The organism is Desulfobotulus pelophilus (assembly GCF_026155325.1).
GTDB lineage: Bacteria > Desulfobacterota > Desulfobacteria > Desulfobacterales > ASO4-4 > Desulfobotulus > Desulfobotulus pelophilus.
The window spans coordinates 1-13905 of the sequence record NZ_JAPFPW010000020.1 but is presented as its reverse complement, the minus strand read 5'-3'; the positions used below and the strand labels follow the sequence as shown (position 1 = coordinate 13905).

The following is a 13905-nucleotide window of genomic DNA, read 5'->3' as shown; positions in this document are numbered from 1 at the left end:
TTTTCTGATCCTGATCAGTCATTCTACCACAGACAAACGGACCCGGCCAGACCCATGCAGCCGACTCTTTTCTTCCCGGCCTCCCGCCGGCACGGTACCGGCCAGACACAGCCCGAACCTGCGGTTCTGTTCCACCATCTCTGCAGGACGAAGTAAGCCGTCAACCCCCACAAAGGAATCATGCAATGAGACACACAGCAAAATCCGAAAAAGTGGTGCATTACACCCTCTGCATGCCTGAAAATGCCTCGCCCGATGAACAGGAACGATTCAGGATTGCCCGGGAAATCCGGGGAATGATCGGAGTGCTGGGAGAAAATGTTGCCCAATGGGCCAGGGAATGGGGGGTTTCCCGAAGCAGCATATGGAACGTGATCGATGGCAGATATAAAAGTGCACGACTGCGCGAACTCATTGAAAATCGTCTGAAACGTACCTTCTGGAAGTAAATGGCACCATCCGAAACAAACCCGATAAAGCGGAGCAGAAAAAAAGGGAGGCCGGAATGCAGCAGGACAGCTCTTTTTATCAAAAATTTTTGAGAATACTCGATCCTCTGTGCACGGCTCCCGGCACGTCAGCCTGGAGGACTGAAAAAGCCATAAACGCTGCCATGGCAAAAAGCCTCTACGAAATACAGGATAAAGCCCTGCGCCACGCCATGGCCTGTACAGGACTTCCCTTTGAAGCCAACAGAGACGCCTGGATGCCTCTTATACGTGAAATTACATCCTCATGGTCCACAATAGATCTATCCGACCTGACACTGGGTCAGCGATGGCAAATGATTCACCACTTTAAAATGGCCGACACATACAATCCTACCATACCCCTTCACCTGTGGCATTGGAAAAAATGACGACAGTGGCATGAGTTTCAACCTGTTCTGAGATGGGACCCTTCCCTTTTCTGTAAAAGCCCATTGTTCCCATACCAGCCCAATCCCGATAAAATTCAAATCAGGGAGTGTTTTTTTCTTAAAAAACTTTTTGACAAACCAAAAAAAAGACACACTCTTTGTTGCAGCATAAGAAATTCTGATGCATGAACCATGCAAACAAGGAGGTACAGAATGCTGCACATACTTCCCGAAATACCCTACGCATACAATGCGCTGGAACCCTATATTGATGCAGAAACCATGAAAATTCACCACACAAAACATCATCAGACCTATGTGGACAAACTGAATGCCGCACTGGAAAACCACAAGGACCTGCAGGAAAAAACCCTGCATGAGCTACTCGGAAAAATGGAGCTCCTACCGGAAACCATAAAAACGGCCGTACGCAACCACGGAGGGGGGCATGCCAACCACACTCTCTTCTGGCAGACACTGAAAACAGGAGAAAAACCAGACGGGAAAATACTGACATCCCTTGTTGACACCTTCGGAAGCTACGGTAACTTTGAAAAAGAATTTACAGAGGGTGCGGCAGGACTCTTCGGGTCCGGATGGATGTGGCTGGTTCTGGATGAAAAAAGAAAACCGGTTCTGCTGCCCCTGCCCAATCAGGACAGCCCCATCATGCATGGGAAAATACCCTTGCTGGGCCTGGATGTCTGGGAACACGCCTACTACCTGAAATACCAGAACAGACGGCCCGATTACATCAAAGCCTTCTTCAAAATCATCAACTGGACTGCTGTGAATGACCGGTATGAAGCCGGCCTTGAGGGAATAATTCTGTAATTGTCCAACATAGAGGTCCGGCTGCACAGAGGAAGCTTCCGGATATTAACCGCAAAAAAAGCCCCGGCGCACGGAGAAACAAAAAAACAGGTCTGTTATTTCAAAAAGCTGAAATGGCAGGCCTGTTCTTGTCACGGCAGGTCATGGCGAACTCCAGATCCGCAAGGTTTTTCACCTGCCTTCTTGAATGAGAAACCAGTACCAGCGTACAGGTCTTTTTCAGATCCAGAAGCAGGCTTTCAATGGCAGCCTCTGCCGACGCATCCAGAGAGGATGTTGGTTCATCCAGTAACAGGACTTCCGGCTGCATGACAAGGCTTCGGGCTATGCACAGCCGCTGCTGCTGACCTCCCGAAAGGGTACGGGCATCCGCAGTAAGCCGGTGCCCCACCTCCTCCCAGAGATGGGCCTGCTTCAGTGCTCTGATCACCTTTTCCTCCAGCTCCGCCTTTCTCCGGATACCCTTCAGCCTGAGGGGCAGAGCCACATTGGCAAAAATACCCATGGGCAGAGGATTGGGATTTTGAAACACCACAGATACTTTCCGTCTCAGTTCATACACATCCATGGATCCGGCATGAATATCCTGCCAGCCCCTTTCCGTAGCCAGCAGGATACTGCCGGAAATATTCACCTGATTTTCCGTCTCCAAAAGACGATTGAGGCTGAAAAGAAAAGTAGATTTACCCACTCCGGACGGCCCTGTTATGGCCGTAATGGCCCCTTCTGCTATATCCAGAGAAACATTAGCAAAAACAGGGCTTTTGCCATAGGCCACACGGAGATCGCGGATACGGATTTTGATATTCGGTTTCATCATGACATGTTTCCCGTAAAAATTTTCATCTGTACGGTCCTGCGGATCAATGCGGCAAGGCTGAAGAGTCCGCCACAAAGCCCCACCAGAATCAACGATGCGGCAAAGCCCATGGCCAGCTCCCTCTGGGAGCCGTATTCCGCTGCGGTGGTATAGATAAAAAATGGCAGGGCTTCGAAGGGATCCCAGAATCCCGATGGCAGACCATAGGCAGCAACGGTACCCGTAAGAAGAATAACGGCCGTATCCTCGGCGGCACGCCCTACAGAAAGAAGGAGGCAACCCGTAAGCCCGGGTTTTGCAGCTGGAAGCAGGACATGACGCAGCGCCTGCACAGGGCTGGCTCCCAGAGAGAGGGAGGTCCGCAACAGCTCCGGTGGCAGAGTCTGAATGGCCTGCCAGGTTCCCCTGATGATATAGGGAAGAATAAGGCAGGCCAGAGATGCCGCTGCCGGCAGCAGTCCCGGAGTGATGAACGGAAAGTAACGATACAGAAAGAGAATAAGGGAAAAACCCAGAAGACCGATGAGAATGGAAGGCATACCCGCAAGGATATCCACGCAGAAGCCGATCCGGCGGCAGGTACCTGGGCTGGCAGCCAAAGCCAGATGAATGCCCGCTCCCATCCCCATGGGAAGGGCCAGAACCACAGCACAAATCACCAGAAGAAGGGTTCCGCAAATGGCGGGGAAGAGCCCGTCAAATACGGGCCTTACCCCCCTGATCGCTTGCAGCGGCGGAGTATCCCCGAACAAAAGGCGCAGATCCAGCACAGGCCATGCTTTCACAAAAAGGGCTGCCAGCAGAAAAAGAACAAGACAACAAAGCCCCAAAGCCGCAGCAAAGGCAGCGCTTTTTATGGCTATACGCAGGGGCGCCTTCATCCTTTTCCCCTTTCAGAAACCACGACCCTTCTGCAGAAAAAAATCAACAGGGTGGTTATCAGGTACAGCGTTAGCCCGCAGGCAAAAATGGACCGGAACTCAGGGCTTTGGGTATCCGAAGCCATCACAAGGGCAATATGGCCTGTCAGGGTACGGGCCGGTTCCGTAAGGGAGGAAGGAAAAGCCAGACTGTTACCCGCCAGCATCAGGGCTATGAGGGTATCTCCCACAGCCCGGCCTGCGGCAAGAAGCAATCCCGCCACAATACCGCTTCTGGCCTGGGGCAGAAGCAGAAAAACCAGCTTTTCTTCCGGATGGGCTCCCATGGCTGTCATGACTCGCAGGTGCTCTCCGGGAACAGCACGGAAAGCATCGGAGAAAAAAAGGATCATGGTCGGTGCAATGAGAAGGGCCAGCATAAGGGATGCGGCAAGGACAGAAAAACCAGAACCTCCGATGGCCTTGCGAAGAAAGGGAACCAGAAGAAAAACCGCCAGAAAGCCATAGACCACCGTGGGGATGCCCGTCATAAGCTGAAAAACTGGCCGCACCCAACGTACAAGATTCCTAGGAGCAAGACCTGCTTCGCAGAAAGCGGCCGCTCCCAAGGATACGGGAAAGGCAAGACACACCGCCAGCAGGCTGATAACAGCCGTTCCTGCAATCATGGGGCCAATGCCATAATTACCGGCCAAAGGCTGCCAGGGTGTTACCAGTAAAAGAAAATATCCTCCGCTTTTCAGAAGAGGATAAGCAAAAAAAAGAAAAAAGCCAAAAAGCAGCAGCACAAGACAATAGGTAAAATATGCGGAAAAACCGCAGAAATACTGAAAAAGGGTTTCCCTTTTATCCTTTGGGGGAAAACAATACTGTCCCATGGCCTAAAGCCTGCTCCCCGGACAGGAGCTCTCAAAGAGGAAACCATTCTGAGAACCTGCCCCTTTTAAAAATTGTACCCGGAAAAGCTGACCGGCTTTCCGGGTTTTTTCAATTATACGGAATCCGGTACACAGGATGCCGGAACGCTGTACACAGTATCCGCCAACCCGAAAATCAGTCCCGACCGGCAGGAATAAAACCCTTTTCCCGTATAATCGCCTGCCCTTCCGGGGTATACAGATAGTTCAGAAAGTCTGCCGCCAGCCCGGTGGCTTCTCCCTTTGTACTGCTGTAAAGACCCCGGGAAACGGGATAGGCACCGGAAAGCACCGTATCCACTCCGGGCATGACACCTTCAAAAGCAAGGGCTTTTATTCCCGGTTCCAGATGGCCTACGGATACATAGCCAATGGCACCGGGATCCTGGGTAATGGCCGTTTTCATGGCCCCGTTGGAAGCCACCACATGGGCAGTCTCCGCAATCGCTCCTTTTTGGAGAGCTTTTGTCCAGAAAACCTCCCGGGTGCCGGATGCCGCATCCCGTGTATAAAGGGTGATGGTTCTGTCCGGACCTCCCAGTTCTTTCCAGTTTCTGATCTCCCCTTTATAAATGGCAGAAAGGGTTGCCACATCCACGCTACCTACGGGGTTGGAAGGATGAACGGCCAGAGCCACACCATCCAGTGCCCAGCGGTAAAGGACCAGTCCGTAGCTTTCAATCTCCCGATCCGTGGGTCTGCGCCCGGAATTACCGATATCCACCAGGCCTTCCCCAACCTTCTGAATACCCACGCCAGAGCCACCACCGGCAATGGCAATACGCACAGAAGGAGCCTCTGTCATGATTACCCTTGCAAGATCCCTCATAACGGGTATGTGCGCCGTTCCTCCTGCAATCTGCAGAGTTCCGCTTTTGCCTCTAAAAGAAGGATTCTCTCCTGCATGCACCGGAGCCACAAGCAAAGAAACAGACAAGCAAGACAATATAAAGATTTTTTGAATGCAACGCATTGAAACCCCTTACTTTTGAATTGACAGCCGAAGAATAAGGCCACGGGATACCACGGGGTAGGAAGCAGGGCAAATTGTGTATTTCTATGCCAAAGATAAAACCGATAGAAAAAAACAATACCGGTTCTTTCTGCCCCCTTTTTTCCAGCCCTTTTCTTTTCTTGAATGCGACCCCATTTTTTATGATCCTGCCCAAAGGTCGTAATCCTACGGCAAGCCTGAGCAATGGCTGGCCCGGGGACTGCCCCCATTCTGGTACTTCAAGCATAGAAAAAGGCCGCCCCTTAACGGAACAGCCTTTTTAAATAAGGGCTCCAACAACCAAATGACGTGACGTCTGTTGATCATTGCCGGGTCAACGGATTCTTATACTTTGAAACGACGCATCATTTCCCGAATTTCCTCAGAAAGGGCAGAGAGCTCCCGTACGGTCTCCTGTACCTGCCTGCTGGCACTTTCCACCTGTGTTGCCGCAGCACTCACCGAAGCCATGTCTCTGGCTATTTCTCCTGAAACCTGATTCATTTCGCTGCTCTGCCCATTGGCCTCCTCCACCATACCCGATGCAGAAGCTATATTAGCGGCAACTTCACCGATGGCAGACGACTGCTCTTCAATGGCTGCCGCAATGGTACCCACGATATGGTTCACATTCTGAATGCCGTGAACAATGGTTTCAATATCTGCTGTCGCTTTGTCAGCAGCAGTTTGAATACCATTGATTTTTTGACGGATATCACCCGTAGCCCTCGCTGTCTGACTGGCCAGTTCCTTGATTTCACCGGCAACCACGGCAAAACCCTTGCCCGCATCACCGGCCCGGGCCGCTTCAATGGTCGCATTTAAGGCCAGAAGATTGGTCTGATCAGAAATACCGTTAATGGTTTCCGTCACCTTGCCGATTTCCTGAGCAGCCCCACCCAGCTCCTGCATCATTCGGGCAAAACCTTCTATCCTTTTAACGGATTCTTCCGTACTTGTGTTGGCTTTTGCCGTGTTGGTGGCTATTTCGCCAATGGTCGACGTCATTTCTTCCATGGCCGATGCCACAGAGTTCAGATTCCCGGAGGAGGTTTCCATTTTTTGGGCCATGGCCTGAGCGGAGGCAGTCATTTCCTCCGCCGCAGCGGCCACCGTTTCTGCCCTCTTACTCGATTCCTGCGCACCTTCTGCTGTCTGTTCAGATATGCTGGAAAGCTCCGTAGAAGAGGATGCCAGCGTTTCCACCCCTCCGTTCAGCCGGGTAAAAACAGTCCGCAGAGAAGCCACCATTTCCGCCATCTGCCGCCCCATATCACCCAACTCGTCCTTTCTGACCAGAAGATCCGACGGCACGGTCTGCGTCATATCTCCGGTAGAAATGGCCCTAAACAGACGACTGCTCTGCCCAAGGGGCAAAAGGATACTGCGGGTAACCACAACACCCAATACCGCTGCCAGAATAAGAGCAGCGAACAGGGCCATCAGCGTCAGACCTTTATTGCGGGTAGACAGAGCCATGAGACCCGCACCTTCACGTGTGGCAATATCCCTGTTGATCTGAACTACCCTGTCCAAATGAACAAGGGCCCTTTCCTGTAAAGGAAGAATCTCCCCTACCAGCATACGGGTCAGTTCATTCTGCATTTCCTGAACCTGAAAGGCTTCATCCAGAAAAACAAAAAAATAATCAAACACCTGTTCCGCCGCTGGACGCATATCTCCGTTCAATATACCCAGGGCTTTCTCCCTGTCCCCCTCTTCCATGGCCCTTCGGATTGTTTCAACGCTTTCATGAAAAACCTTATGTGGCGCCTGCACTTCCTTCAAGGTAGCCTGAAGATTTCTGTTGGTTGTGGTAAAGGAAGCCAGCCATCGACCAAAATTACACTCCCTGTGATCTTCTCCTCCACGAAAAGAATCACCCAGCAGAATAGAATTGGCAACACTGCCCATTAAAGAGTGGTGATCCGCCCGAAACATCTGGATATATCCGATCAGCTCATCGGGATTCAGAATTCCCGTTGAATCCAGTTCCTGTGACCTCGTAATAAACGAATCATTCAGTCTGCGCCAGTCCGCAAGAATGGACTGAAAAGCCTGCCATTCAAGGCTTTCTTCCTGTGTCTGGGGTAAAGGTTCATACACTTTGGAAGCCTCTTCATAGGCTTTACGCGACGCGTCAAGGGCCGTATAAGCTATCCTCCTGACTTCCATGGAGTTTCTGGGGTTTAACAGCATACGCTGCGCAGAAATCAGCTTTTCTAGCTGATATTCCATAACAAGGACAGAGTCCAGACTCGGAAGCCGGACCATAACTATTTCATCCGCAGAACGGTCCGTACGTATGGAAGCCACATAGCCCAAACCTCCGAGAAACAGAATAATCAGCGTCAGCAGCCCAAAACCTAAGGCCATGCGTCTGCCCACCTTGAGGTTGTTCAGAAAATGCATGGTTTTCTCCTTTGTAAGAAGCCGTGGTAGCAACAGCAGCCCTTCAGGCCAAGGATGAAGACTCCCGAGCAAAATACCGTGGGAACACCGGTGAACTAACAACAGTACTGTTCTTTATTTACAGTACTGTATATCATGACAATTTTCTGTGTCCAGCAAAATGCCCGAAAAAAGGATCAGACCCTCTCTCCCTTCCTGCTGCAACCCGGCCCCTGCACACGGCTCAGGCCTCCGGGACCCGGTACCAGTTCTATCCTTGCAGGTATGCGCTCCTGAAGACGGGACACATGGGAAATCATGCCAATCAGCCTTCCTTCCTGGCGCAAACCCGCCAAAGCATCCAGCGCCACATCCAGCGTGGCATCATCCAAAGTGCCAAAACCCTCATCCAGAAACAGGGATGCAACAGCCCTGTCCCCACTCTGCATACGGGAAAGGCCCAGCGCCAGAGCAAGACTCACAAGAAAACTTTCTCCTCCGGACAGATTTTTCGTACTCCGCAGTTCTCCGGCCTGCCACAGATCCTGAACCTGCAACATGAGCGGCATTTCTCTGCCCCTCACCAGAAGATAACGATCTGTCATGAACTGCAATCGCTCATTGGCATAAGCCACTACGGTCTCAAAGGTAAGTCCCTGAGCAAAGATCCGGAATTTTTTCCCGTCTGCAGACCCTATGAGGCCGTGCAACTCTTCCCAGTCACGGGTTAAACCCCGTTGGTTTTCCAGCAGGGTAAGGGTTTGCTGATGCCTGGCTTTTACCCCTTCATTCTTACGGAGAACTTCCTGAATAGCCCCCATTCGCTGCCGCAGCTCCCGGAGCCTGGCTTCTGCCCTTTCCAGCTCCGCCTGCACATCCTCTTTGGCTCTGTTCACAGGCTTTTCTGCCAAAACTGCGGCCAGAGCCTTTTCTTTTTCCTTACGACCGTATTGCAGGGTTGCCTCTTCTTCCTGCAACCTTTTTTCCCTCTGCTCCAGAACCAGCCTTTCCCCATCTGGCAGACGGGCCGCCAGAAATTCGGCTTCACCTGTAAACGATGCCTGCCCAAGATCTGTGTGAAACAAAGATTCTTCTCCGGCAACCTCCTCTTCCAGTCGGCTCAGAGCTTCCGCCATACGCAAAGAACGCCTTTTATCCTCTGTCAAAGCTGCGGAAGCTTCAACGGTCCGCCTCAGGGCCTCCTGATGACTCCGGTTCAACCGCTCTCCCTCGCTGACAAGCGCCCTTTCTTCCCTGTCCGGATCCCTGTCTCCAAAAAGAATCTGACGCTCCCGCACCAGACGGCTTTCATCAGATTCCAGTTTCCCGAGCCTGACCGTCAGAACCTCTGCATACTCTTGCAGTTCGGCCATTCTGGCTCCGTTTTCCCGCAAATCTCCTTCAAGGGAATGAATTTCCATCACCCGTGCCTGCTCATCTTTCAGGGCTTGCTTCCAGCTGTCTCTTCTCTTTTCCAGAGCAAAAAGAAGGGCCTCGGGGAAAAGCAGGTCGTTCTGCCCGAAACCAAATGGAGCCAAAATGTCCAGAAGACTCTTTTCTTCCTGCTCCTTTTCCTGAATACAGACCCCAAGCCGCTCATTCACCCCGGAAAGATCCCTGAGAAGGGTCTCCATACGATGTTCAGCAAGCGTATGCTTTTCCCTAATCCTGCTCAGCTTCTCCGCCGCATCCCTCCACTGGCTGCGGCTGCTTTCCAGCTCCATCTGCACTTTACGGATTCTTGCAGAAAGAACTTCCAGTTCCTTTTCTTTTTCACTTACTTCCAGAAACCTCTGGCGAATTATCTCTACAGACAGATCCGCTACCGCTTCGTGGTGTTCCCATGCCAGTGTCTCCCGGATACCCACCAGAGCCAGAAGGGTTTCCTCCTGGGACTTCTGCAGGTGCTCCCGGTCTCGCATGGCCATAGTGCTGGACGTGCGAACTGAAAACAGTTTTTCCTGCATCTCTTTTCTCCGCACACAGGCGGCATCAAAATCCTGCTGAATCTGCCCCGCCTCACCCAATGCTACGGCTTCATGTGCATAGGGATGATTCCGTGAACCGCACAAAGGACAGGGTTCTCCCGACTGAAGATACCGCCGCTCACTTTCCAGATCCCGGACCTTCTGCTCCAGAATCAGCATCTTTTCAAGATGGGCAGCTTCCTTTTCCCTTTCGTGAAGAAGCTTTTCCAGTTCATAAATCTGGGCACGAAACCGGCAGTCCTCTTCATCCAGCTTTTTCATTGCTTCCTGATGATGGACACGTTTTTCTTCCAGACGATGAAACTCCGAAAGCCTCTCCATTCTCATGGAAAGCATGAGACCCTTTTCCCGAAGGAGTCTTCTTTCTTCTTCAAGAACATCCGGAGAACGTTCACCGGCAAGATCAGCAAGCTGGCCCTCCCCGTTCCGCACCCTTTCTTCAGCCTCCAAGACTTTTTTCCGTACAGCAAGAAGATCTTCACAAACCCTCTCCGTTTCTTTTGCCAAACCTTTCTGCTCAACAAGCAATGCGTTCTTCTTTGTATCAAAACACTTCTCTTCCTTCTGGATATCCTGAAGACGCCGTGTGAGAAGGGTGACGCCCCCAAGAATTTCGGCAATGGCACCCTCATGGGCCTTGTCCTTCTGCCATTTCTGCAGCAGAAAAAGCTGCTTCTTTTTTTCTCCAAGGACCGTGATCAGCTCCCTTTCCCTTTCAGCAACCACGGCTTTTCGCCTCTCAAGGGAATCTTTTTCTCCCATGGCGGCATGCCAATCTTTCCGCTGCCTGACAATGGCCCCGTCAAGATCCCGTATTTCTCTGAAAAAGGGCTTGTTCTGCTCCATTTTTCTTCTCAGCGCATCCCATAAATCCGCGAGACGGGCCTCCTCTTTTGTCATGATCTGCAATGTGTCTGCCAAAAATGGCAATTTGTTTTCGCAGGCTTCCTTTTCTTTTATCTGGAAGGACTGCTGCCTTCGCAAAACTTCCAGGCGTGCCCAGCCTCCCTCAAGGAGCAGGGCACGCCTGGCCCTGTCCAGACGGACACCCTCTGCCCTGAAAGCATCTTTTTCTTTTTGAAGTGCCGTAAGGGACACAGAAATACCAGCAAGCTCCGCCTCCAGCCTTTCCACCTGCAGAAAATGAGCAAGAATGGCTGACAAGGCATCTTTTCCCTGCCTGCCCCTCCTTTCCTCCTCTTCCAAGGCCTGCAGCTCCCCGGACAGCTCTGCTTCTTCTTCGCCGGAAAGAAGGTCCATTCCCGCCAGTTTCTGTGTGAGCTCCTGAGCATTTTGTTTTTCAAAGGTAAATCGTTCATGCACAGCCCGTGAAATATCCGAATAAACGGCCGTCCCCGTGATCTGCTCCAAAATGGGGGCCCGCTCATCCTCCGTTGCTTCCAGAAATGCGGCAAAAGCCCCCTGAGCGAGGAGAATACACCGGCAAAAACGATCAAAATTCATACCCGTAAGGGTTTCAACCTCTGCCAGAACCTCCTGAAGCTTTGCACTTCGAACTGTTCCGCTATCCACTTCTGATATTTCATGTCTGGCTGTCTGAAGAGGACCATCCGCCCGTTTGCGGCTTCTGTGCTGATACCAGTGACAACGGAAGCGTCCCTCCGCCACGGCAAATACCACTTCCGCAAAGCACTCTCCCGTGTGACGGCTCATCATCTCATTTTCACGGGTGATACGACCAAGACGGGGAGTGGCACCGTACAGAGCAAGGCAGATAGCATCCAGAATTGTGGTTTTTCCCGAACCTGTAGGGCCAGTAATGGCAAACAGACCTTCCGAGAGGAACACCTTGTTTCTGAAATCAATCTGCCATTCTCCCCTGAGGGAGTTCAGATTCTTCAGCCGCAGTGACTCAATACGCATAAAGGCCTCCTTGCAACAGCTGCTTACTCTGCCATACCATCTCTGATCGCCATTTCTGACAAAATATCCTCAAACAGACGCATCATCTGCGCCCGTCTCTTTTCCGGGACTTCCCCGACATCCATACAGCGTTGAAAAACCTCTCTTACGTCCAGATCTGAAAGCTGCTCCACACCATCGGAAACCAAAAAACAACCACCTTCACTTTTTTCATACCCCACACGCAACAGATCCAGAAAGGAACCAGACATGAGGTCGTCCATATATTCCTTCAGCCCTCCTCCCAGCCCTTCTCCCTGACAGATCACTTCCAGCCACGCCCGGCTTCCTTCTTTTTTCAGAGTCTCCATGCGTTTTTCAAGGAAAAGCAGATCTCCCTTTAAAGATAAAAGCTCCTGAAAACGTGGAACCTCACCTGTCTCAATACCCGCAAGCCCATTCTCATTAAAAGAAACCAGAAGAACACCCTGAGAACGTCGAGCCTCCCCGAAACTCATGGGCAGAGGGGATCCGCTGTAACGAAAATGATCTTTTTTACCCGCCCTCTGCATGGCATGGAGATGGCCCAGTGCCAGATAGTCGAGATACGGGGGAAAAAGATCGCTTCCCATACGGGCCAGCGAGCCCACATACAGCTCCCTCATACCATCACCATTTTCACTTCTGCCCCCGGCAACAAAAAGATGCCCCATGCCCACAAGGGGGACAGAAGGACTCATTGTCTTCCGCAGGAATTCTCCATGCCCACATGCAGCAGCATAGTACCCCTTCATTGCCTCCACCAGACGGATATCCTTCTCTTCCATGGATTCTCCCTCTTCGACCCGCCGAAGATCCCTGTCCCTCAGAAAAGGTACCGCACAAACCACAAGGACAGGATCACCCGCCGCATCCCGAAGGACCCGCACACTATCCTCCGGTTTTTCGGGTGCCCGGCCCACAACATGAACGGACAAAGAAGAAAGAAGGGCTGCCGGGGCATCCAGCAGAGTTGGTGAATCGTGATTACCACCGGTGATAACCGCATGGGAACAGGAAGAGCGGCTCAGTCTGTGCAAAAAATCATAATAAAGGGACTGAGCACGGTTGGAAGGTGTGCTGCTATCAAAAATGTCACCGGATACAAGAAGAACATCCACCGTTCGTTCTTCAATATATTGCAGCAGCCATTGAAAAAACGCCTCGTGTTCTTCGTAACGTTTACGCCCGTAGAGGTTATGCCCAATATGCCAGTCCGAAGTGTGCAGCAGAGTTAAGGTCATGCCGGAACCTTTCAAACAAAAAATGTTTCTTTTGGAAATATCTTTCCATCGACGCCATAGGGACGCAACGCAAAAAACCCGGCAGGCCTTAGCCATACCGGGTTTTCATACATTTTGGTAGGCGCGTCCGGACTTGAACCGGAGACTTCTACCGTGTCGGGGTAGCGCTCTACCAACTGAGCTACGCGCCTGAAACAGTTTTTCTCTTTACCTTCTTTCTTTTCAGCGGTCAAGAAAAAAGAAAATGAAAACCATCTCCTTCCTTGACTTTCCTATCAAAAACCAGCAAAGCTCTACGAACTTTTCGTCCATACCGGCATATGAAAAAAGACCATGTCACAGCAAAAGGAACAACCATGGATCCAGCTAGCCGCCTTCTGTCTCTGAAAGAACTGTATCACCTTCAGGCCGCAGCTTTTCAACCCTATCAGACAGCCTGCAAGCCCGGCTGCTCATCCTGCTGCACGCGCAATGTTGTCATAACCAGTCTTGAAGCGGATTTCATTATACAAGGTATGAGTTCCGACAACAGTACCAGACTGCAAAGTGCTTTTTTAAACCAGCCAGCACTCCTTCGGCTTCAGCCCCGCATAACCATGAACACCATGGCATCTCTTTACATGGAAGGTGAAGAGCCACAGGAAGATGCCGCCGATCCGGCATGGTGGCCATGCCCCCTTATGGACACGGACCAAAAAACATGTCTCGTCTATGAATACAGACCCATGGCCTGTCGCTGCATGGTTTCAAAAATAAATTGTGAGACAAGTGGCGCAGCGGATATGGAAGAGGGGCTTGTCATTCTCCATACCCTTTTCCTTCAGCTGACAGAACACCTGGACGCCAATGGCAGAAGCGCATCTCTACTGGATCTTCTCATGGAAAGACTGTTTCCGGGCAGTGTTTCCATTCCCATGCCGGAAAACCGAAAGATCCCCATGCTCATGATACCCGGATCCTGGCAACAGAAACTCCGGCCGCTTCTGGAAGAAATACAGAGCCTTTTCACCCCAATAAAGGAGGAATAATCAATTTCTCCAGATGAAAAACAAGGAACAAAATATTGTATAAGCAA

The 13905-nt window shown here is 51.3% G+C and carries 11 protein-coding genes and 1 tRNA gene; 4 read left to right on the top strand and 8 right to left on the bottom strand.

What is annotated here, in order from left to right; genetic code table 11:
• Positions 1 to 185 precede the first annotated feature (185 nt).
• The 3 genes from OOT00_RS13600 (at position 186) to OOT00_RS13590 (ending at position 1693) form a co-directional block, all read left to right on the top strand.
• Positions 186 to 449 (top strand): helix-turn-helix domain-containing protein, encoded by a 264-nt coding sequence (locus tag OOT00_RS13600; RefSeq protein WP_265425935.1) that lies wholly within the window; start codon positions 186 to 188, stop codon positions 447 to 449.
• Positions 450 to 505: 56 nt separating this feature from the next.
• The gene (locus OOT00_RS13595) at positions 506 to 859 is read left to right on the top strand and encodes a hypothetical protein (RefSeq protein ID WP_265425934.1); all 354 of its coding nucleotides are present in this window, start codon (positions 506 to 508) and stop codon (positions 857 to 859) included.
• A 213-nt stretch (positions 860 to 1072) separates the two neighbouring features.
• The gene (locus OOT00_RS13590; protein ID WP_265425933.1) at positions 1073 to 1693 is read left to right on the top strand and encodes a superoxide dismutase; all 621 of its coding nucleotides are present in this window, start codon (positions 1073 to 1075) and stop codon (positions 1691 to 1693) included.
• 100 nt (positions 1694 to 1793) lie between these two features.
• On the opposite strand, the gene OOT00_RS13585 is transcribed toward OOT00_RS13590, so the two are convergent.
• The 8 genes from OOT00_RS13585 to OOT00_RS13550 all read right to left on the bottom strand — a co-directional run bounded on the left by OOT00_RS13585 (position 1794) and on the right by OOT00_RS13550 (position 13021).
• A complete protein-coding gene (locus tag OOT00_RS13585) occupies positions 1794 to 2513 on the bottom strand; it encodes a phosphate ABC transporter ATP-binding protein (protein ID WP_265425932.1) in 720 nt (239 codons plus the stop codon).
• On the bottom strand, positions 2510 to 3394 hold the full coding sequence (locus OOT00_RS13580) for a PstA family ABC transporter permease (protein ID WP_265425931.1): 885 nt from the start codon (positions 3392 to 3394) through the stop codon (positions 2510 to 2512). Before OOT00_RS13580 ends, OOT00_RS13585 begins: the two co-directional genes overlap by 4 nt.
• Positions 3391 to 4272 (bottom strand): PstC family ABC transporter permease, encoded by an 882-nt coding sequence (locus tag OOT00_RS13575; RefSeq protein ID WP_265425930.1) that lies wholly within the window; start codon positions 4270 to 4272, stop codon positions 3391 to 3393. Before OOT00_RS13575 ends, OOT00_RS13580 begins: the two co-directional genes overlap by 4 nt.
• Before the next feature lie 175 nt (positions 4273 to 4447).
• Complete coding sequence (locus OOT00_RS13570; RefSeq protein ID WP_265425929.1) at positions 4448 to 5284, bottom strand: phosphate ABC transporter substrate-binding protein; 837 nt, start codon at positions 5282 to 5284, stop codon at positions 4448 to 4450.
• Between the two features lie 366 nt (positions 5285 to 5650).
• Positions 5651 to 7717: a HAMP domain-containing methyl-accepting chemotaxis protein gene (locus OOT00_RS13565; RefSeq protein WP_265425928.1), complete on the bottom strand. Its 2067-nt coding sequence runs from the start codon at positions 7715 to 7717 to the stop codon at positions 5651 to 5653.
• A gap of 176 nt (positions 7718 to 7893) precedes the next feature.
• Positions 7894 to 11568, bottom strand: coding sequence for an AAA family ATPase (locus OOT00_RS13560; protein WP_265425927.1), 3675 nt, complete (start codon positions 11566 to 11568; stop codon positions 7894 to 7896).
• A gap of 23 nt (positions 11569 to 11591) precedes the next feature.
• Positions 11592 to 12830 carry an exonuclease SbcCD subunit D C-terminal domain-containing protein gene (locus tag OOT00_RS13555; RefSeq protein ID WP_265425926.1) on the bottom strand — a complete coding sequence of 413 codons (1239 nt, stop codon included), beginning with the start codon at positions 12828 to 12830 and terminating at the stop codon, positions 11592 to 11594.
• Positions 12831 to 12945: 115 nt separating this feature from the next.
• Positions 12946 to 13021: transfer RNA gene (locus OOT00_RS13550), tRNA-Val, on the bottom strand.
• A gap of 165 nt (positions 13022 to 13186) precedes the next feature.
• On the opposite strand from OOT00_RS13550, the gene OOT00_RS13545 reads away from it, so the two are divergent.
• Entirely contained in the window at positions 13187 to 13858 is a 672-nt protein-coding gene (locus OOT00_RS13545; RefSeq protein ID WP_265425925.1) for a YkgJ family cysteine cluster protein, read from the top strand.
• Positions 13859 to 13905 lie beyond the last annotated feature (47 nt).

Bases quoted from the DNA above. Each gene is read 5' to 3' on its own strand.
- OOT00_RS13585 (WP_265425932.1), bottom strand. From the start codon at position 2,513: ATGATGAAACCGAATATCAAAATCCGTATCCGCGATCTCCGTGTGGCC.
- OOT00_RS13600 (WP_265425935.1), top strand. From the start codon at position 186: ATGAGACACACAGCAAAATCCGAAAAAGTGGTGCATTACACCCTCTGC.
- OOT00_RS13575 (WP_265425930.1), bottom strand. From the start codon at position 4,272: ATGGGACAGTATTGTTTTCCCCCAAAGGATAAAAGGGAAACCCTTTTT.
- OOT00_RS13595 (WP_265425934.1), top strand. From the start codon at position 506: ATGCAGCAGGACAGCTCTTTTTATCAAAAATTTTTGAGAATACTCGAT.
- OOT00_RS13590 (WP_265425933.1), top strand. From the start codon at position 1,073: ATGCTGCACATACTTCCCGAAATACCCTACGCATACAATGCGCTGGAA.
- OOT00_RS13560 (WP_265425927.1), bottom strand. From the start codon at position 11,568: ATGCGTATTGAGTCACTGCGGCTGAAGAATCTGAACTCCCTCAGGGGA.
- OOT00_RS13565 (WP_265425928.1), bottom strand. From the start codon at position 7,717: ATGCATTTTCTGAACAACCTCAAGGTGGGCAGACGCATGGCCTTAGGT.
- OOT00_RS13555 (WP_265425926.1), bottom strand. From the start codon at position 12,830: ATGACCTTAACTCTGCTGCACACTTCGGACTGGCATATTGGGCATAAC.
- OOT00_RS13580 (WP_265425931.1), bottom strand. From the start codon at position 3,394: ATGAAGGCGCCCCTGCGTATAGCCATAAAAAGCGCTGCCTTTGCTGCG.
- OOT00_RS13545 (WP_265425925.1), top strand. From the start codon at position 13,187: ATGGATCCAGCTAGCCGCCTTCTGTCTCTGAAAGAACTGTATCACCTT.
- OOT00_RS13570 (WP_265425929.1), bottom strand. From the start codon at position 5,284: ATGCGTTGCATTCAAAAAATCTTTATATTGTCTTGCTTGTCTGTTTCT.